Origin of the sequence: Sphingobacterium siyangense (assembly GCF_007830445.1) — a bacterium.
GTDB lineage: Bacteria > Bacteroidota > Bacteroidia > Sphingobacteriales > Sphingobacteriaceae > Sphingobacterium > Sphingobacterium siyangense.
The window spans coordinates 106,612-126,403 of the sequence record NZ_VLKR01000021.1 but is presented as its reverse complement, the minus strand read 5'-3'; the positions used below and the strand labels follow the sequence as shown (position 1 = coordinate 126,403).

14 protein-coding genes are annotated in these 19,792 nt (G+C 40.5%); 8 read left to right on the top strand and 6 right to left on the bottom strand.

Annotated features, from left to right (window positions below; genetic code table 11):
* Both IQ31_RS18185 and IQ31_RS18180 read right to left on the bottom strand, forming a co-directional pair.
* Nucleotides 1-293 (bottom strand): transposase (locus IQ31_RS18185; protein WP_145329045.1); only part of this gene is annotated, 293 nt, incomplete at its 3' end.
* 205 nt (nucleotides 294-498) lie between these two features.
* Entirely contained in the window at nucleotides 499-1,053 is a 555-nt protein-coding gene (locus IQ31_RS18180; protein ID WP_145329043.1) for a thioredoxin family protein, read from the bottom strand.
* 227 nt (nucleotides 1,054-1,280) lie between these two features.
* On the opposite strand from IQ31_RS18180, the gene IQ31_RS18175 reads away from it, so the two are divergent.
* The 3 genes from IQ31_RS18175 to dnaK all read left to right on the top strand — a co-directional run bounded on the left by IQ31_RS18175 (nucleotide 1,281) and on the right by dnaK (nucleotide 6,881).
* A complete protein-coding gene (locus IQ31_RS18175; protein WP_145329041.1) occupies nucleotides 1,281-3,968 on the top strand; it encodes a TonB-dependent receptor in 2,688 nt (895 codons plus the stop codon).
* Nucleotides 3,961-4,845, top strand: coding sequence for a GLPGLI family protein (locus IQ31_RS18170; RefSeq protein WP_145329039.1), 885 nt, complete (start codon nucleotides 3,961-3,963; stop codon nucleotides 4,843-4,845). The genes IQ31_RS18175 and IQ31_RS18170 overlap by 8 nt, the downstream gene beginning before the upstream one ends.
* A gap of 131 nt (nucleotides 4,846-4,976) precedes the next feature.
* On the top strand, nucleotides 4,977-6,881 hold the full coding sequence (gene dnaK, locus IQ31_RS18165; RefSeq protein WP_075994436.1) for a molecular chaperone DnaK: 1,905 nt from the start codon (nucleotides 4,977-4,979) through the stop codon (nucleotides 6,879-6,881).
* Between the two features lie 111 nt (nucleotides 6,882-6,992).
* Here the strand turns inward: dnaK and IQ31_RS18160 are convergent, their stop codons facing one another.
* The 3 genes from IQ31_RS18160 to IQ31_RS18150 all read right to left on the bottom strand — a co-directional run bounded on the left by IQ31_RS18160 (nucleotide 6,993) and on the right by IQ31_RS18150 (nucleotide 10,363).
* Nucleotides 6,993-7,676, bottom strand: coding sequence for a TIGR02117 family protein (locus IQ31_RS18160; RefSeq protein ID WP_145329037.1), 684 nt, complete (start codon nucleotides 7,674-7,676; stop codon nucleotides 6,993-6,995).
* Nucleotides 7,677-7,775: 99 nt separating this feature from the next.
* On the bottom strand, nucleotides 7,776-8,687 hold the full coding sequence (locus IQ31_RS18155; RefSeq protein ID WP_088163177.1) for a sugar phosphate nucleotidyltransferase: 912 nt from the start codon (nucleotides 8,685-8,687) through the stop codon (nucleotides 7,776-7,778).
* Nucleotides 8,688-8,821: 134 nt separating this feature from the next.
* Nucleotides 8,822-10,363, bottom strand: a complete 1,542-nt coding sequence (locus tag IQ31_RS18150; RefSeq protein ID WP_145329035.1) for a helicase HerA-like domain-containing protein — start codon at nucleotides 10,361-10,363, stop codon at nucleotides 8,822-8,824.
* Nucleotides 10,364-10,530: 167 nt separating this feature from the next.
* Between IQ31_RS18150 and IQ31_RS18145 the strand changes: the two genes are divergently transcribed.
* The 5 genes from IQ31_RS18145 to IQ31_RS18125 all read left to right on the top strand — a co-directional run bounded on the left by IQ31_RS18145 (nucleotide 10,531) and on the right by IQ31_RS18125 (nucleotide 16,480).
* A complete protein-coding gene (locus IQ31_RS18145) occupies nucleotides 10,531-10,866 on the top strand; it encodes a hypothetical protein (protein WP_232475633.1) in 336 nt (111 codons plus the stop codon).
* A 240-nt stretch (nucleotides 10,867-11,106) separates the two neighbouring features.
* Nucleotides 11,107-12,651, top strand: a complete 1,545-nt coding sequence (locus tag IQ31_RS18140; protein WP_145329051.1) for a SulP family inorganic anion transporter — start codon at nucleotides 11,107-11,109, stop codon at nucleotides 12,649-12,651.
* Between the two features lie 207 nt (nucleotides 12,652-12,858).
* Nucleotides 12,859-13,506 (top strand): carbonic anhydrase, encoded by a 648-nt coding sequence (locus tag IQ31_RS18135; protein WP_075994442.1) that lies wholly within the window; start codon nucleotides 12,859-12,861, stop codon nucleotides 13,504-13,506.
* Between the two features lie 178 nt (nucleotides 13,507-13,684).
* Complete coding sequence (locus IQ31_RS18130; RefSeq protein WP_183043963.1) at nucleotides 13,685-15,355, top strand: glutamine--tRNA ligase/YqeY domain fusion protein; 1,671 nt, start codon at nucleotides 13,685-13,687, stop codon at nucleotides 15,353-15,355.
* A 459-nt stretch (nucleotides 15,356-15,814) separates the two neighbouring features.
* Nucleotides 15,815-16,480 (top strand): OmpW/AlkL family protein, encoded by a 666-nt coding sequence (locus IQ31_RS18125; RefSeq protein WP_088163182.1) that lies wholly within the window; start codon nucleotides 15,815-15,817, stop codon nucleotides 16,478-16,480.
* 146 nt (nucleotides 16,481-16,626) lie between these two features.
* Here IQ31_RS18125 and IQ31_RS18120 read toward each other — a convergent pair whose 3' ends face one another.
* Complete coding sequence (locus IQ31_RS18120; protein WP_145329033.1) at nucleotides 16,627-19,656, bottom strand: glycosyltransferase family 117 protein; 3,030 nt, start codon at nucleotides 19,654-19,656, stop codon at nucleotides 16,627-16,629.
* Between the last annotated feature and the right edge of the window lie 136 nt (nucleotides 19,657-19,792).

Sequence of the window (19,792 nt, the reverse complement as noted above, 5' to 3'; positions counted from 1 at the left end):
GCAGTAATTTTGAGGTTCGCCTGGAAGAGTTCATCCCTGAGATCCTGCTCATTTTTCAACCCGATATCTTCTGACTCCACAGCCTGGGGAACTTCCAGCTCCAGATTGCTTTCCCACTGCTGGTACCATTTCATAAAATACCGCGGAGTGGCTTCCCCCGGAAGATTGTACTTCTGGGCAAGTTGCGAATAACTCAGCTTGCCCGCAAGGTATTCTCTGGAAACGAGGATTTTGAAGCTATCGCTGTAAACTTGCTGTCCCCCTGATTTACGTTTTGTCATACGCTTTTTCATAATATTAAATTTAAGATTTTAATATTCGTTTTTTGTAAACCTTTTTCAGGAATGGACACTTACATATACCGAAGTTAAACGCGGACTGTTACAGCGAATTCTTTCACCTTTTCAAACCATGCTCAGGAAAGACCAGGTCTACTCCTGAGATGATTATCCGGTTAAACTTAAAAATTGCCAGTCTATTATAAAGATGTATTTTTTCTTATTTTTCTAGCAAAGCCTGGATTTCCTTTTGGATTTCGGTTCCTTTATCGGCATTGTACCACTTTTGAATCTCCTCTTTGATTTCGGAGAAATCTGCCCCTTGCGCCTTCATCTTCAAAAACAGCTCCTGGCAAGCTTGAGGTCTTGGACCCCAGACAGCCAAATCCTGCCCCTGTCCATTACGTATCACTAGAATTGGAATAGATTTACCGCCGTTGGTTAAATAAGAATCGATCAGAAACGGAGCGCTGTCACGCAATTGGATATCCACCCTGATATTGGGATTTTTTGAGGCCATCTTCGCCAACATAGGCACCGAATGCGCTGCATCCCCGCACCAAGGTTCAGTAATAATGATCCATTGTTGCTTTTCAGTAATTGACTCCACAAATTGTTCAAAAGTCGACGTTGGTTCAAAGCGTTTTAACCAACGGCCCATTCTTGTCCAGTTCATTTTTGTGTACTGATAATATTCATCATCTTGATAGGCAGGGTGATTCTCAGGATGATTTAAGATATCTTCGAATTGTTGTAAGTAATTTTCAAACGTCATAATACCAATTTTGTGCAAAGGTAAATTTTACTTCTAACTTTCTCAAAAAACCTTCCGCCAACAATCTGTATTGAATGCAATAAAAAAAATGATGCTCAAAAAGCACATGTAGAGCAAGAAAAAATGTGATTTCCTCTGCCTTATATACCAAAGATTTTACATTCAGAAGAGATGTTTTACATTTATTAACGATTAAGTAAATTATCTTTGAAAGATACAACCCGTACATGAAAAGATTAGTTCAATTAATACTTTTACTATTTATCGTCATCAACAGTGCTTACTCCCAAATAAACATCAAGGGGAGGATTCTAGACAAGGCGGATGACAAGCCCCTGACCAATGCTTCCATTATTTTACTGAACCGCGATTCAGTCCTCCGTTATTTTAACCGAGCCAATGAAGAAGGAAAATTCCAGGTCAAAAATATCAAACCCGGGAGCTACATTATTTTGGCCACTTACCCTAAATTTGAACTATATAGTGATACGATCCAAATTGCAGACAAAGATCTCGACCTGCATGATATCAAAATAAATTCCCAAAGAAATGTGTTGCAGGAGGTGATTGTCACCCGACGTCTTCCAATTACACTGAAAGGCGACACCATCGAATATGATGCGGCGAGTTTTGCAACAGAAAAAAATGCGAAGCTAGAGGATTTACTACGTCGTCTACCCGGTTTCACGGTTACCGGAGATGGAAGTATCACGGCTCAAGGAAAATCTGTACAGAAAGTGTTTATCGATGGGGAAGAATTTTTTGGCTATGATCCTAAAATAGCCATTCGCAATGTACGGGCAGATGCCGTTGACAAGGTGCAGCTCTATGAGAAAAAATCGGAGGAAGCTGAGCTGTCAGGCATCGATGATGGCGTAAGAATTCAGACAGTTAATGTTGTACTCAAAGAGAAAGCAAGAAAGGGTGTCTTTGGAAACATGGAAGCATTGGCTGGATCAAAAGAATTGTATGCGGGAAATCTCTTTGCGGCGAAATTTAATAAGACTGAGCGGATTGGCATCACCGCGAGTCACAACAACATGGGCAGTTCAAGTGGCCGTGAAGGCTCTCTACGCATGAACAACCAAATTACGGGCGAACCTCTGAACACAAACCTTGGTGCCAATTATGAAAATCAGTTCTTCAAAAAAGCCCTAAAAGTCAATGCCAACTATGGTTACGACAACAACAGCAACAGGAATCACTCGGAGACTTACAATAAGAATGTACTGCCAGACGAGTCCATTCAGGAAAAAAACAGCAAAAACGATAATGAAAGGCATAGTCGAAGCAATGGTTTAAGGTCAAACCTTAACATGCGACTGGATTCCACGCAAACTATGGACCTGCAATCCAATGCCAATTGGGCCACCAACGCTAATCTAACCTATACAGACAGCAAAACGGGCGACGGATCAGGTAATCCGATCAGCGACTTTAGAGAGAACAATCAATCGAACTCTTCAAGCTCTAACAATAATTTTCGGTTAAATTATAGAAAACGGTTAAAAGCGGGTCGTTCCGTCAACCTAATGGTCGGGAATAACCACAAAGAGTCAAATTCAGACAGCAAAGTCTATTCGCGAACCTATTTCTACAAAACAGGAGACAGCACAATTATTGATCAAGATCGGCACGGACGGACTAGCGGAAATGACTTCAACTCGTCAATTAACTTCAATAACCGAATCAGTGACTATATCAATCTAGCTTTAGGTTATAGCTTCAATCATTCGAAGAATACAAATACCCAAAATTCGATAGACAATATTACCCAAAAGTTTGATTCGCTGTATTCTCAAAACCAGATCGACAATAACACCAATCAGGGCGTTAATGTGAATTTTTCCTATCGCAGGGAAAAGTTGGAGATCAATTTTTCCAACCGTACGTTCTATAAGAATCAGAAGTTAAATGATAGTTATAGGTCAATCGATCTCGCCCGGAATTTTTGGGACAACAATTTAAATGTTGATGCGAATTATCGCCTTTCAAATAGCAAAAATATACGTTTAGCTTATCAAAGTTCGAATATCATTCCATCCTTTGATCAGTTACAACCGCTGCAACCTCAGACCAACCCTTTGTTTCAACAAGTTGGTAATCCTGACCTAAAACGTGCGGTGAACAATAATATTTCGGCCAACTATAATGCTTTCAGTTTATTGAAAGGAACCAACATCAATATCAACGGAAACTTATCTTTCGTAAATAATCCGATTGTCAACAAAACAACCATACTGGACAACTCTGCCCAGATCAGTACTTATGAAAATCTATCCGGCAAATCCAACTGGAATGGTGGTCTGAATATCAACCATATGCAGCCTTTGGCCAATCGACGTATCAATTTTAACAAAAGTGCAAATGTTAGATTTAACAACAGCTATAGCTACACCAAATTTGAAGGCGGACAATCCGGTGGCGAGTTTCTGCTGAACAATGCAAAGAATACCAACTTTAGCCTAGGTTCAAGCTTAAATGAACAAGATTCAGAAGGGTTCGATTTCGACCTTTCTGCAAACGCCGGCTTCAATATCCAACAAAACTCGATCAACACACAATACAACGCAACAAGTTTTCAAGGTGGGACCTCGGCCTATGTCAAATACTTTCTACCAAAGAAGTTTAATATCATGGCCAACCTTTTCTATAGCTACACAGGACCTACAAAACTCTATAAGAAATCAATCAATCAATTTTATACCAATATCGAATTGGAGAAAAAAGTACTGAAAGATGAGAGCATGACACTCAGCGTAAAGGCCTTTGACCTTTTCAACACCTTTAACAACACACGCCGTAATGCGAGTGACACCAACTATTCCGAATCTGTTCAACAGGTATTGACGCAGTATTTTTTGGTCGGTGTAAAATGGGATTTCAACAAATATCTAGGGAAAGGAAATGATTAAAAAAATATATTTAACACTAATCATCTGCTGCTTGTATGGTTTATCCCTTCAGGCACAATACGCCTATTTTGGAAGTAGGGGTACCATCAGTTTTGACAAAGTTACCTACACAAAAGCACGCATACGGCAGATGTCCAACGACATGAACTCGAAAGGAATGGACAGGGGTATGGGAATGATGGAATATCTCGACAAGCTACCGGATTCACATACAGAAAAATTAAACTTCTACTTTGATGAGAATTCTACCCTGTTGATGCCCGAGGAAAGCGAGGGTACCGAAAAGCAACGTGCTGAAGTAAAAATGGCTGCACCTACGATAAGTTCGGCAAATGGCAGAAGGGGCAGATCTCAGGGTGCGGCCCGAAGCGGAGGAAACCAAAGGGGGCAGTTTAGAGCTGGCGCCAACAAGAATGGCAAGGTCCTCTACCAGGATCTGAAAGCTGGTACAGCAGACATCCAGCTTGATATCGACGAAAAATACATTCTTTCGGAAACATTGGACAGCATCACTTGGCGTTTCACCGAAGAGTTCCGCAATATTGCTGGTGTAAATTGCCGTAGAGTCAACGGTGCCACCAAAGACTCACTTTATCTGATTGCCTACTATTCGGAAGAAATCCCCGTATCGGCCGGACCAGCCTTGAGCCATGGCCTCCCGGGAATGATATTGGGTCTTGTCATCCCAGAAATGCACATTCAATATTGGGCTACCAATATCGCCTATACCAATAAACTTATTCCTTCTGACTGGCGGGATAAGAAATCAAAAAAAATGAAACTTGCCGAATTTTCGGAAATCTTTGGCAGATATATGCCACGCAATCGCCAAAACGAGTCAGCAAAAAAAAGGATATTAGAGCAACTGGTGTATTGAAAATGTCAGTTTGGCAGTACCTAAAGACAAATTGATGACAAATAGTGTTTTTTTTACAAAACTTTTGGATTGGCATAAGGGTTGATAATAGACTGATAGAATTTATTAAGTAAAAAATTAAAACACAAGATATGTCTAAAATTATAGGAATTGACTTAGGTACTACAAACTCATGTGTTGCCGTAATGGAAGGTAACGAGCCTGTAGTAATTACGAACAACGAAGGTAAACGTACAACTCCTTCGATCGTAGCTTTCGTAGAAGGTGGCGAGCGCAAAGTTGGGGACCCAGCAAAGCGTCAAGCAATTACTAACCCGCATAAAACTATTTATTCCATCAAACGTTTTATGGGACTTTCATACGATGAAGCTGTGAAAGAAGCTGAACACGTACCTTATAAAATCGTTAAAGGTGACAACAATACACCTCGTGTAGAAATTGATGACCGCAAATATACACCACAAGAGATCTCTGCCATGATTCTTCAAAAAATGAAGAAAACAGCTGAGGATTTCTTAGGTCAAGAAGTAACTGAAGCTGTTATTACAGTTCCTGCATATTTCAACGACGCACAACGTCAAGCAACAAAAGAAGCTGGTGAAATCGCTGGTTTATCTGTAAAACGTATCATCAACGAACCTACAGCTGCAGCTTTAGCTTACGGTTTAGACAAAGCACACAAAGACATGAAAATTGTTGTGTTTGACTGTGGTGGTGGTACACATGACGTTTCGGTATTGGAATTAGGTGACGGTGTATTTGAAGTTAAATCTACTGACGGTGATACACACTTAGGTGGTGATGACTTTGATAACGTAATCATCAACTGGTTGAACGAAGAATTCAAAAGTGAAAACAATGGCTTTGACTTGAAAAAAGACCCAATGGCATTGCAACGTTTGAAAGAAGCTGCTGAGAAAGCGAAAATTGAATTATCAAGCGCAACTTCTACTGAAATCAACTTGCCATATATCACTGCTGATGCAACTGGTCCAAAACACTTAGTTCGTTCATTATCACGCGCTAAATTTGAAGCTTTGGCTGCTGACTTGATCAAGAGAACAATTGCTCCTTGTGAGTCTGCATTGAAAAATGCTGGTTTCAGCAAATCTGATATTGATGAAATTATCTTAGTAGGTGGTTCTACTCGTATCCCTGCAATCGTTGATGCTGTAAAAGCATTCTTCGGAAAAGAGCCTTCTAAAGGTGTAAACCCAGATGAAGTTGTAGCTTTAGGTGCTGCTATCCAAGGTGGTGTATTGACAGGTGAAGTAAAAGACGTTTTATTATTGGATGTTACTCCACTTTCATTAGGTATTGAGACAATGGGTGGTGTGATGACTAAATTGATCGAAGCAAATACAACAATTCCAACTAAAAAATCGGAAACATTCTCTACTGCTTCAGACAATCAGCCATCTGTAGAAATTCACATCTTACAAGGTGAACGTCCTATGGCAAACCAAAACCGTACAATCGGCCGTTTCCATTTGAATGACATTCCACCAGCTCCTCGTGGCGTTCCTCAAATCGAAGTTACTTTTGATATTGATGCGAATGGTATCATCAAAGTATCAGCAAAAGATAAAGCTACTGGAAAAGAACAAAATATCCGTATCGAAGCATCTTCAGGTTTGTCTGACGACGAAATCAAACGCATGAAAGAAGAAGCTGAAGCAAATGCTGATGCTGACAAAAAAATGAAAGAAGAAGCTGACAAAGTAAATGCAGCTGACGCTTTAATCTTCTCAACTGAAAAACAATTGAAAGAATATGGCGATAAAATTTCAGCAGATAAAAAAGCGCCAATTGAAGCTGGCTTAACAAAATTAAAAGCTGCTTACGAAGCGAAAAACTTTGCTGATATCGACGCTGCTTCTGAAGAATTGCAAAATGCTTGGAATGCTGCCTCTGAAGAAATGTATGCTGCTTCTCAAGGTGGTGCACAACAACCTCAAGGTGATGCAGGTCAAGCTCAAGGTGGAAACCAAGGTGGTGATGATGTAACTGACGTCGATTACGAAGAAGTGAAGTAATCACTCCTCCTCATAAAAAAAGCTCCGGGATTAATCCTGGAGCTTTTTTTATGTCTATCATTTTCACTATCTCACTTCACATTCAACGAGATCCTACTTATGGATTTCCAGCTACTTCTTATTTTTATAGTGACTTAATATTCCTTTGTCCAATGTCGCCCATATACCTGCTGGCATAGCTGCCTTCTTTAAGGCATTATTTGTCCAGGTATTGCAGGAATAAAACATGCTATAGGATCCCTTTGCTTCATAAAAAGCGTCTGAGTCACCATACTGTGCATCTGTTTTCACCAAAATAGTTTCCGCTTGATTTCGATCCAACGAATCTTCTATATATTTTATCAGATTCCGATATTGGGATCTACTGATCTGATAAGCAAAACATAACTCATCCTGCTGAACCGAATTGTAATAGGTCACATGCATGGCAGACTCCCCCAATCCAAAGGCAGCAACAAAGGCCGTCGATGCTTTTAAATCCTTCCATTCTGGTGTGTCCAAATAGAATCCTTTATCACCCCAACCGATACCCACATACCGATATCCGCTATGTTTCCCAACTGTATTCCCATAGGGAAATAGTTGCGACCAATCCATCTCTTCGTTAACGACAGGCAATACAATATCGGTATGAATGCCATTGGACTGAACAAAAACCTGAATCGTCTTCTCTTCGTCTATATTCTTCGTTGGAGCCGAAATTCTTGACAGGCTGTATTCAGCAACAATATAGAGCACACAAAAAGACAACAATCCTAAAATAATATAACCAAACACTTTAAGAATTTTTTTCATCTAAGATCTATTTCCGCTCAATTAATCTAGCGCACAGGTCAAAAAAAAACCTGTATTGCTTGACAATACAGGTGAAAGATAAGCTATTTCTTTTAGCTCTTAAAATAACTTTTCAGGATATATTCCATCAGCTACTAATTTCGAAATCGATTCTTGTACGATAGGTTTATCTTCTTTATAAGTTACGCCAAACCATTTCGAAGAAGTTGGGATCACTTTAAAATCAGCCAACTTATGTTTCACCATATAATCCGGTACGGAAGGAATGAAAAATTCTGCTTTTAAATTCTCCTTATTTTCCTCAACAAATGCAGGGAACATCGCCTGCGCCACTTCGAAAATCTTTGGTGTAAAACCCCAAAAGTTCATCGAAACGCGGGTTTTTGGATCTAGGTCTGTTTCAACACCATTTTCTTCATAAACGATTTTGCGATCGTCACCTTCACCTTTGTAGTATATATTTGTACGTTCAGTTACACTTTCCATGTGTCCAGAAGGGGTAACCTCACATACTCCGCGTGAAACATAACCATAATCAGACATGGTATTTCCAACCTGGAAGCCCATCAATGACATTTGCTCATCAGAAACTTCGGTTGTTAAGAATTCGGCCATTTTTTGAAAAGAATCCGAACCATAGAAATCGTCTGCATTGATTACACAAAAAGGTTCATGCACTTTATCCTTAGCGCTCATCACCGCATGGGCAGTACCCCAAGGTTTAGTTCTTTCGATAACGTGGTTAACGCCAAATTTCGTTAGGTCAAAATCTTGAAAAGCGTAATCTACTTCTATTTTACCTTTCAATTTTTCATCAAAAACTTCTTTCATTTTATCTAGGAACTCCTCCCTGATAATGAAGACAACTTTTCCAAATCCTGCGCAAATGGCATCGTAAATTGAATAGTCAATAATTGTCTCGCCGTGTGGGCCAAAACTGTCGACTTGTTTTAAAGAACCATACCGGCTAGCCATTCCTGCTGCCAAAATCAAAAGGGTTGGTTTACTCATATTTAAATTGCGTTAATAGAATTTTCTTTTCGTCCGCAAACTTAGCTAAATTTGCCCTTAAAAGCAAATTTAGCTAAGTTCAGCTCCACCTTCAAAGGTATAGTATTGAAACGAAAAGAATCAAAAAATTATTGTTATTTCTTTTTTAAAAATGCGTTTAATAAACCCGTCGCTAATTTGCCCAACAACTTAACTCCTTCCCGTGCTAGCGTCGTTGTCGCAGTTCGTTGTGCAGCCTCCAAAGGCGTCTGTCTTTTGGAAGAAGGCCAACTTGCCTTCTCTGCTTCTTTTTCCTGTGCCGCACGTTGTTGTTCCTGCTCAGCGGCCTGCATTCTTTCATCTATGATTTCAGCTGCAGAACGATTTTCCTGTCGCTCCTGGTATTTAGCTTTCAAATCAGACTGATTGATAATCTGGTTGATTGTTGCATCAGCTGCAGGCCCCATCACGGCACGTGCTGGTACCAAATGCGTAGCAACAACCTCTGTAGGAATACCTTTGTCGTTCAATACGGTAATCAATGCCTGTCCCGTCCCCAAAGCGGTCAACATCTGATCAATTTCATAAAAATCAGATTTTGGATACGTTTTGACTGTCTTCTTTAAGTTTTCAGCATCGTTGGGTGTAAAGGCACGCAATGCATGCTGCACCCGATTTCCCAATTGCGCCAATACAGACTCCGGTACATCGGTTGGAGACTGTGTACAGAAGAAAACACCTATCCCCTTCGAACGGATAAGACGAATAATCTGATCCACCTGTGTCAAAAAGGCTTTAGGAGCTCCGTTGAACAGCAGATGGGCTTCATCAAAGAAAAAGACCAGCTTCGGTTTATCCAGGTCGCCAACTTCGGGCATATTTTTAAACAATTGTGCCAATAAACTCAATAAGAATGTAGAATACAGTACAGGTTGATCTTGCACATCGGAAATATTCAACAGGCTAATCACGCCTTTCCCATCTACTTTTTGAAACAAATCGTTGATGTCAAACTCTTTCTCGCCAAAGATATGAGCCAAACCTTGCTGCTCCAAAGCGACGATCTTACGCAGGATAGTTCCCGAGCTGGCGGAACTAATCTTACCATAATCGCTTTTGATTTCTTCGCTACCAGGTCCTTCTGAAAGGTAGCTTAGCAGTTTTTTGGTATCTGAAAAATCGATCAATGGCATTTGATGATCTTGCGCATATTTAAACATTGCGGCCAATACCCCTGTTTGTGTTTCATTGAGTTCCAGGATCCGGCCCAGCAAGACAGGTCCGAAATCTTCTACGGTAATCCGCATAGGAATCCCCTTATTGCCAGAAAGTGAATACAGTTCAACGGGAAATGACGACGGCTCAAACGGCACGCCCACGGCGTTTCCCCGATCAATAAGGGCCTGATTGGTGACACCTGGTTCTGCTAAGCCTGATAAATCGCCCTTGACATCCAGCATAAATACAGGTACAGAGGCATCCGACAACTGTTCGGCGATTAATTGTAGCGTACGCGTTTTACCGGTTCCGGTGGCCCCGGCAATAAGTCCGTGACGGTTCATCATTTTCAAGGCTAGATTCACTTTTGCCTCAGCCAAAATTTCACCATTGAGCATTCCCGCTCCCAGATAGATAAATGCTCCCTTGGGATTATAGGAGGCCTGGACCTTCTCAATAAATTGTTCTTTATTTGCCATACGAAAGGCTTAATATTTATAAATCAAAGAAAATTGAAAACTTTTCAAAAAATAATCTCTTCGTCACAATTTCGTGCCAAATTTTATTTTTAGTGCACTATTAATTTGAATTTAACATAGAATTACTATTTTTACGATGTAAACAGTAAGATTAAAGGTAATAAAAAATGTTAAATAAGCGGTTTAGATTTGTGGCAGCATTCCTTTGTGCTATCATCTTTTTCACAAAGATGGCCATCTCTATTTCGCCTATTTTTTCCAACAGCTTAGATCAAAGCACCATCTTACAGGTCGTTTTACAACTGGAAATCGAAAACAATAACGGTGCAAGTAACGACACACTTGAAACCGCCTCAAAATTTTTCAATACAAAAACAGAAGAACCTATTGTATTTGAAACCATTATCGTTGAGAACCAAGGAAAACAGAAGAATTATCTTAAAAATGAGAAAAGCATTTTAGCTTTCCATCCTACGGTTCCAACACCGCCTCCTAACTGTTAATAAAGGCATCCCTCGGGGATGTACTTCCATCGACCCGCATGCAAAAGATAAAGCATGTGCGGTATCCTTGATTTTTCTGAAGTAATCGATCTGCTTTAGTTCGGTTGAATCTTATCGTTGAGCTTTCTCAGCAAGACACGTTGTCAATGTTATTGAAGGTCAGATGATATAACGATACACAGCTACAGCTCACTAAAGGTTGCCTGATGAAAACTTTATTTATAGATGAACACAAATTTTATGTTTGGAACTCGTACGTCGGCTTTTCTGAAACTATCGAAAAGAGACTTAAAATATGACTTCCCTGCTAGTGTTGTGGTGTTTTTGGTGGCACTTCCATTATGTTTGGGAATTGCAATGGCCTCTGGTGCGCCATTGTTTGCAGGATTATTGACTGGTGTAATTGGTGGAATCGTTGTCGCTTCAATCAGTAAATCACCACTCAGTGTAAGTGGGCCAGCTGCTGGTCTTACCGTTATTGTCTTAGGTGCTATTCAAAGCCTGGGCGCATATGAAACCTTTCTACTTGCCGTCGTGATCGCTGGTGTAGTACAGGTCATTCTTGGTATATTAAAAGCCGGGATGATCGGCAATTATTTCCCTTCAGCGGTCATTGTAGGTATGCTTGCCGCGATCGGCATCACAATTATCATGAAGCAGATTCCTTTGGCATTGGGCTTAGTGGAAACACATGCCTTCGAAATGGACAATGGACATGGTATTGGCGCCTATTTTGATACGATCGCCTCCGCGATCAACTTCGGTGCATTGATCATCTGTGCACTATCATTGGCAATCCTCATCTTCTGGCCATCTATTCCAAAGCTTAATAAGGTTCCGGCCCCATTGGTTGTCGTGATTCTGGGCGTAAGCTTAGCTTATTTTTTCAACGGCTCAGCGCTTCAATTGTATGATAAACAATTTGTTTTGGTCCCTATTGTCGGTTCTTTTGCTGAATTCACAGGATTATTTACCCTACCGGACTTCACACAGATTGTCAACAAAGATGTATGGATAGCTGCATTTACGATTGCAATTATTGCAAGCCTAGAAACCTTATTGAGCATCGAGGCGGTCGATAAAATAGACCCTTACAAAAGAAACACGCCAACCAACCGTGAACTCGTTGCACAAGGAATCGGTAATATGACCAGTGGACTTCTAGGCGGTCTACCCTTAACATCCGTTATCGTACGCTCATCAGCAAACGTCAATGCAGGTGGAAAAACGAGACAGTCTGCTATCATGCATGGTATGTGGCTATTGGTCGCTATGCTTGCTATCCCAACAATGCTGAATATGATTCCTTTGGCCTGCCTAGCGGCTATCCTTCTCCATACAGGGTATAAATTGGCTAAACCAAGTCTATTCACCTCAATGTACAAAAAAGGCTTAGATCAATTTATTCCATTTTTTGTCACCATTGTAGCGATCGTGTTTACCGACCTTCTTATGGGTGTAGGAATAGGCATTGTCGTGGCGACATTCTATATTTTGAGAGCAAATATGAAAAATGCTTTCAAATATAATATTGAAAAAGACAATGAAGAAGATAAGGCTGTCATTACATTAGCGGAGGAGGTATCCTTTTTGAACAAGGTTCCGATCCAACAGAAATTATACAGTTTACCAAAATCGATCAGTAAGATCCGCATCGATGGAACATTCAGTAAATTTATAGACAAGGATGTCATCGAAGTCATAAAAGATTTTGAGCAGAACGCGAGAAGTAAGGGAAAAGACATCGAGCTTTTGCAGGTTGTCTATAAAAAACCCTCCTCATAAGGGAAAGGCTTTCGACGTATCGCGTAAGCCATTACCTTCCATCGTTCTACCAGCACCGTTGGTTGAAACAAGATGAAGGATTATTGAACATCAAGAACAGATTTCAATAAAAAATAAGTTGTTTGAAGTAAACAATGAATTTAGACATTTGTATTATTATAATAAAATCGAAACGATGCCTTTGGGCAAGAGTGAAATAAGAAGAATATGGAAAATAAAGATTTAAAAATAGGATTTGACAATATCATAAAAGGAAATAAAGAGTGGATGGAATTCGTAAAGAATGACGCTACGGGACGCTTCCAACAACTTGCTAAAGGTCAAAATCCGGAAATTCTTTGGATCGGTTGTGCAGATAGCCGTGTGCCCGCAAATGAATTGACCGGTACAAAGCCGGGGGAGGTTTTCGTTCACCGTAATATTGCCAACATGGTCATTCACTCGGATATGAGTATGCTTTCCGTATTAGACTATGCCGTGAATGTGCTGAAAGTAAAACATGTGATTATCGCTGGTCACTATGGCTGCGGTGGTGTTGCGGCATCTTTAAGCCGTAAGCAGTATGGTATTATCGACAACTGGTTGGGCCATATCAAGGATGTCTATCGCTTACATAGTGCAGAGATCGATGCGATCCAGGAACATGATAAAAAAGTAAATCGCTTAATCGAGCTCAACGTACAAGAACAGGTTTTCAATCTTTGTGCGACGTCGATTATCCAAAACGCATGGAAAGAGCGTAATGATCTTGCGGTACATGGAATGATTATCAATATCGGCACGGGAGAATTGATCGATCAACACTGTACCTTTACCAATAATGATGAGCTAGGTGAAGTCTTCGCTTATAAATAGAGTAGTAACAAAAATCGGTAAAAAGGGACGAAATTTCGTCCCTTTTTTATTTGATATCCCAACGTTATTAAGTCTCTCCATTCCAACAGATACAGCTGCAATATTCAACCGCTCATGCTAAGCCGAATATCTACGATCTCCTAGCTAATATTTCACGGCGAATAATTAACTTTGTATTATGAGTGAAGAAAAATCATTAAATTTTATCGAGGAAATTGTCGAAGAGGATCTTCGTACAGGGAAGCATGGCGGACGTGTATTGACACGTTTTCCTCCTGAGCCAAATGGTTACCTCCACATTGGTCACGCCAAATCCATCTGCTTGAATTTTGGATTAGCACAGCAGTATAATGGCAAGACTAATCTACGTTTTGATGACACTAACCCTGTCACTGAGGACACTGAGTATGTTGAAAGTATCAAGAAAGATATTCAATGGCTTGGATTCCAGTGGGCAGAGGAATTATATACTTCAGATTATTTCGAGACACTATATAGTTATGCCGTTGATCTAATTAAAAAAGGTCTAGCTTATGTCGACGACAGTACTGCTGAAGAAATTGCAGCAGCAAAAGGTACCCCAACAGAACCGGGTGTTCCAACGCCCTATCGCGATAGGTCTATTGAGGAAAATCTAACCTTATTCGCGGCTATGCGTGCCGGTAAATACCAAGATGGTGAAAAAGTGCTACGCGCAAAGATTGATTTAGCTAGCCCGAATATGCATTTGCGTGATCCTTTGTTATACCGCATCAAACATGCACATCACCACAGAACAGGGAATCAATGGTGTATCTACCCGATGTATGATTTTGCGCATGGACAATCAGATTCCATTGAGAAAATTACACATTCGATCTGTACGCTGGAATTTATTCCACACCGTCCACTTTATGATTGGTGTATTGATAAATTGGAGATTTTCCCTTCCAAACAATACGAATTTGCACGTTTGAATATGACTTATACCGTCATGAGTAAACGTAAATTGCTACAATTGGTCAATGATAAGTTTGTTGAAAGCTGGGACGACCCGCGTATGCCTACGATCTCAGGATTGCGCAGAAGAGGGTATACACCTGCGAGTATCCGCAACTTCTGTGAAAAAATCGGTGTTCAAAAACGTGAAAACATGATCGATGTCAGTCTTTTGGAATTTTGTATCCGTGAGGATCTCAACAAAACGGCATGGCGCAGAATGGCTGTTCTTGATCCAATCAAATTGGTGATCACAAACTATCCTGATGGTCAGGTAGAGGATCTTCTTGGCGAGAACAATCCAGAAGTCGAAGGTGGTGAAGGTTCACGCTCCATTCCATTTTCAAAGGAGCTCTGGATAGAGCGCGATGATTTTATGGAAGATGCACCAAAAAAATTCTTCCGTTTAGGCCCTGGACTTTCTGTACGTTTGAAACATGCTTACATCGTCACCTGTCATGATTTTGTGAAAGATGAAAATGGCCATGTAACGGAAGTTCATTGTACGTATGTTCCAAACTCAAAATCGGGAGAAGACACTTCGGGATTAAAAGTAAAAGGAACAATCCACTGGATCTCGGTTCCACATGCAAAAGAAGCTGAAGTGAGATTGTACGACAGATTGTTCAATGATGAAAATCCTGCTGCAGCAGAAGATTTTAAAGCATCGATCAATCCTGAAAGCCTACATATTATTGAACGTGCTTACATTGAACCGGATCTTGCAAATGCAACCCCGGGGAAAGGATATCAATTTATACGATTGGGATATTTTACCTTAGATACACATTCAACTCCAGCTCATTTAGTCTTTAACCGTACGGTTACATTAAAAGACTCTTGGGGTAAAGAAGTAAAGAAAAACGCGTAAAACCGTAACCCATAAAAGAAGAGGTTGGAAGTGATTCCAACCTCTTCTTTTTATAGTATATTCCTATCCCAAATATTCTCCAACATGCTGGATTTATATCCCCATTAATCTGGCTAAACTACAGCTCTGTCAACCTCTTGGAACATCAGCTCTCATAGATAAAGCTTCCCAAAGAATCCACTCCTGCTCGAAAATGACCACCTTTTATCAGGTTAGCTCGTTCTCAATCCAGATAACTGCTTGAAAACTGCCTGCCCGTTTACTTTCTTCGAACTGAAAAACTACAACAGCCGATTTATGCCCTCCCGTACTTCTCTTTTTTTTACAGCAGTAATTTATAAAGGTACATCATCTGCAATAAGAAAAACATCGTATAATTCATTTTTCAACCTGATTATCGTCACTCTTTTGCCGTGATTTTAGCAATAGTTTTACAGCAAACAAAATACCCTTAATGATATGAAAAAGCTACTTTTAATTGCACTGACACTCACCCTAGGCGCACTAAGTTTACAGGCACAAACAATCCCTAATCAACGCTGGCAAATGAGACTCAGAGGTGTGACAGTCATGCCAAACGAATCGGCCAATATTAATACCATAGGCGGAGACGTCGACATCAATACGAAATTTATCCCTGAACTGGACTTCACCTATTTCTTCACAAAAAACATTGCTGCGGAATTGATCCTTGGGACTACAAAACATAAAGTTAATACAACCGGTTCAAATTTAACTGCCATTGGTGGCAGTTCATCCAGCAATGTCGATCTTGGCAGTGTATGGCTCCTTCCTCCGACACTGACAGCTCAGTATCATTTCTTCCCCGATGGTGCCATTAAACCTTATGTAGGTGCAGGAATAAATTATACAATATTCTATAGCGTCAACGCGGGACAAACGGTAAAAAATGTAAAATACGATAATGCTTTCGGTTTTGCGACTCAGCTGGGAATTGATTTTAAGCTATCTGAAAAATATTTCGTGAATTTGGATGCGAAGTACATTCTTTTAAAAACCGATGTCAATGTTGATGCATCAAATCTTGCACCTAACTTATCCATACCGGCAAAAGTTGACATCAATCCCTTCCTGCTCGGCTTTGGAGTCGGCATGAAATTCTAATCATTTGGCTCATTCCCTATCCTATATGTATCGAGGCCTCTTCCAATATTTTAGAAGAGGCCTCATCTGGTTTTTTCACCTCAAGCATAGCAGTCAATTTGCCGTTTAGGCAGACTGCGTAAATTTGGTTCAGTGTGTCATCAAAATTATTCTACTCCGTACCAATTTTGATATTGCTGTCTCAAGCGCTCAACACGTGCCAATCGCTTGGTATCTTTTGCTTCCAATAAAATAGCCTGGTACCGGTCTACAGAATCCAAACCGGTCTGAATATCATTCCACTCGAAGCTCAGGTTTTTCTTATCCGTCACCAACTGATGTAGATACTCCATATTTTCAGCCACATAATCAAGGTTTCGGTCCATCATCCTGTTGGCTAGCTGCGGTTGTCCCGAACGATATAGACTATCGATAATATCGGCATAATTGATGGCATCTGACATCGCATATACGCGATCGGGTAATTGATCGTATGCTTTTTTCGCTACTTCCCCAGCTTGTTTGACCTGACCATTGGCCAAGAGTATCCGGGCGGCTTTTCCAAATATATCACGGGCGTACATACTTGTAAAGCGAAACGAATCGGTATCCAAATACTGTGCATTTTTAACATTGCCCCACTGATACGTATGCATAATATTGTTATATAATGCTTCCATATTAACTAGCCCGGCCTGCTCATTTCGTTTTCCTGTCGACTGATCTGTAGCAGCAACAGGCATCAATCGGGAAGTAAAGCCCTCATTGACCAGGTATTTATCCAGACCCAATTTAATGTCACTTGGCAACATGTTCGAAAAATATATCGGTCTGTCCCAATGGTTATTTTCAAGCACCGATAACAGGGTTAAATCCGCCCTGGTCAGATGATCATTCGGAATTTCCCATTCCATTGCAGAAACAATAGCATCCTGAAAATAAGCCGGAACCGCATTTTTCTTAACCACCTCCTCTTTATCAACGCGCAATTGGACTTTCTTGGAAGGGAAATAGTTTTCCATATCACCTGAATTCAGCTGAACTTTATACTCCGGATCATCCGATGTGACAAACTGCAATAATTGCTGTATATCCACCGCATTATCAAGCTGTCTATCCACAAAAGGGATATAATCACGAACGCCTTTTTTTGTCTTTTCAGCTGGGATCGTCACGGGAAGACCTGCCGCTTGATACGTCGGCTGCTTCGCCTGCTGCATATACCAATCGCCAGTCAGATAACTTAATACCACAACCCGAACATCCGGGCGTACTCCTTCCACTTCTTGCAAATACCATACAGGAAATGTATCATGATCTCCATAGGTAAATAGAATAGCATTTGGAGCGCAGGATTCTAAATAATTACGTGCCATATCCCTTGCCAGCGATTTTTCAGAACGATTATGATCATCCCAATTTTGATGGGCCAAAATAATGGGACCGCCCAATAAAGCGAAAGAAATACCTGTCGCTAACGCATACCGTGTTTGTACAAAACGATTGAGAAACCGAACAAATGCTATTGCTCCCAGTCCGATCCAGATCGCAAACGCATAAAAAGATCCTACGTAAGCATAATCTCGTTCCCGAGGTTGCATAGGAGTTTGGTTAAGATAAACAACGATCGCTATTCCCGTAAACACAAACAGTAAGGTCAAGACCAAGGTATAAGGTTTATTGTTTCGATACAACCAGATCGCTCCGGCTATTCCCAGTAGCAATGGAAGGAAAAAATAGGTATTCCGGCTCGGGTCATGCTCCTGTGATTGGGATATTTTATCTTGCCCTCCCAAACGCCAATTATCCAATGGTTTAATCCCCGACAACCAGTTGCCGTCACTATAGGTCCCATACCCCTGCCTGTCATTCTGTCTACCGACAAAATTCCACAAGAAATATCGGGTGTACATATCACCCAGTTGAAAATTAAAAAAGAACTTAAAATTATCCGAGAACTGTGGCTGCTGCCCCTCCTTCAAATTGAGGTAACTCCTATAATAAGCCTGATGGGCTCCATCTTGACTATATATGCGGGGAAAGAAAGTTTCCTTATCAAACTTATACTTATCGACCTGACTAAAAGGAATATACCCTGATTCATCTTTGCGATAACCGGTTTTACTCTCTACACCAACGACTTGTGAATCATAATTGGGCCCTTTGAGTAAAGGTTCCCGGATATATTGCTCCCGGCTCAGATAACCCAAAAAAGAAAACACATTGTCCGGCGCATTATTGTTTAACGACGGATTGGCTTTTCCACGGATTAAAACCATAGTATAGGAGCTATAACCAAATAGAATAAAACAAAAGACCAGTAACCCGGTATGCAGTGTGTATTGCCGCTTTTTATAAGAATAATATAGCCCATAAATGAGGAAGCACCCCAACAGCAGACAAAAGAAGAAGATACCTGAGCCAAAGGCTAAACCTAATGAATTTACAAATAAGAGGTCTACCTTAGCTGCGAGAACGACCAACCATTGAATAATTCCCCACAAAACAGCCCCCAAGATCAGCACTCCTACCAAGAAAGCTTTTATTGTACCTTTCGCATTAACCTGTCCTGCTCTTCTGAAATAGACAACCATCGCTATAGCCGGAATTGCCAACAGATTTAATAGGTGCACTCCGATCGAAAGGCCCATAACAAAAGCAATAAAAACCAGCCAACGATCGCTACCTTCCTCATCTGCACGGACTTCCCACTTTAAAATTGCCCAAAAAACAATCGCAGTACACAATGAAGACATCGCATATACCTCGGATTCAACAGCCGAATACCAAAATGAATCACTGAAGCAGAAAGCCATTGCACCAACTAAGCCCGCAGCAAAAATTTGGAAATAATTCGATAATTGAACTTTCTCTTGCCTGTTGAGTATCTTTTTGGCAATTGCTGTTATTGTCCAGAATAAAAATGTAACAGTAAGCCCACTGCAGATTGCGGATCCAATATTCATCCAATAGGCGATTTTACCTGCATTACCCAAAGCCAGGTTGGAAAATATATTCTGAATAAGAAGAAATAATGGTGCTCCCGGTTGGTGTGCCACTTCCAGCTTGTAGGCACAGGCAATAAATTCACCACAATCCCACCAGCTTACCGTCTTTTCAACGGTGGAGATATATACACATGTAGCAATTAGTCCGCAAGCAAAGCCGAGTAGAGAATTTAATCTAGTGTACGTCATAAGGTCAATTTGGTCTATTGTTAAAATCTTTTTTAGCACTTTAAGTTAAAAAGTTATCCTGACTCCAATAAGTTAATTAACACTATTTAACACAAGTATCTGACTATAAACAGGCTATTAAACCCTAAATATAGCG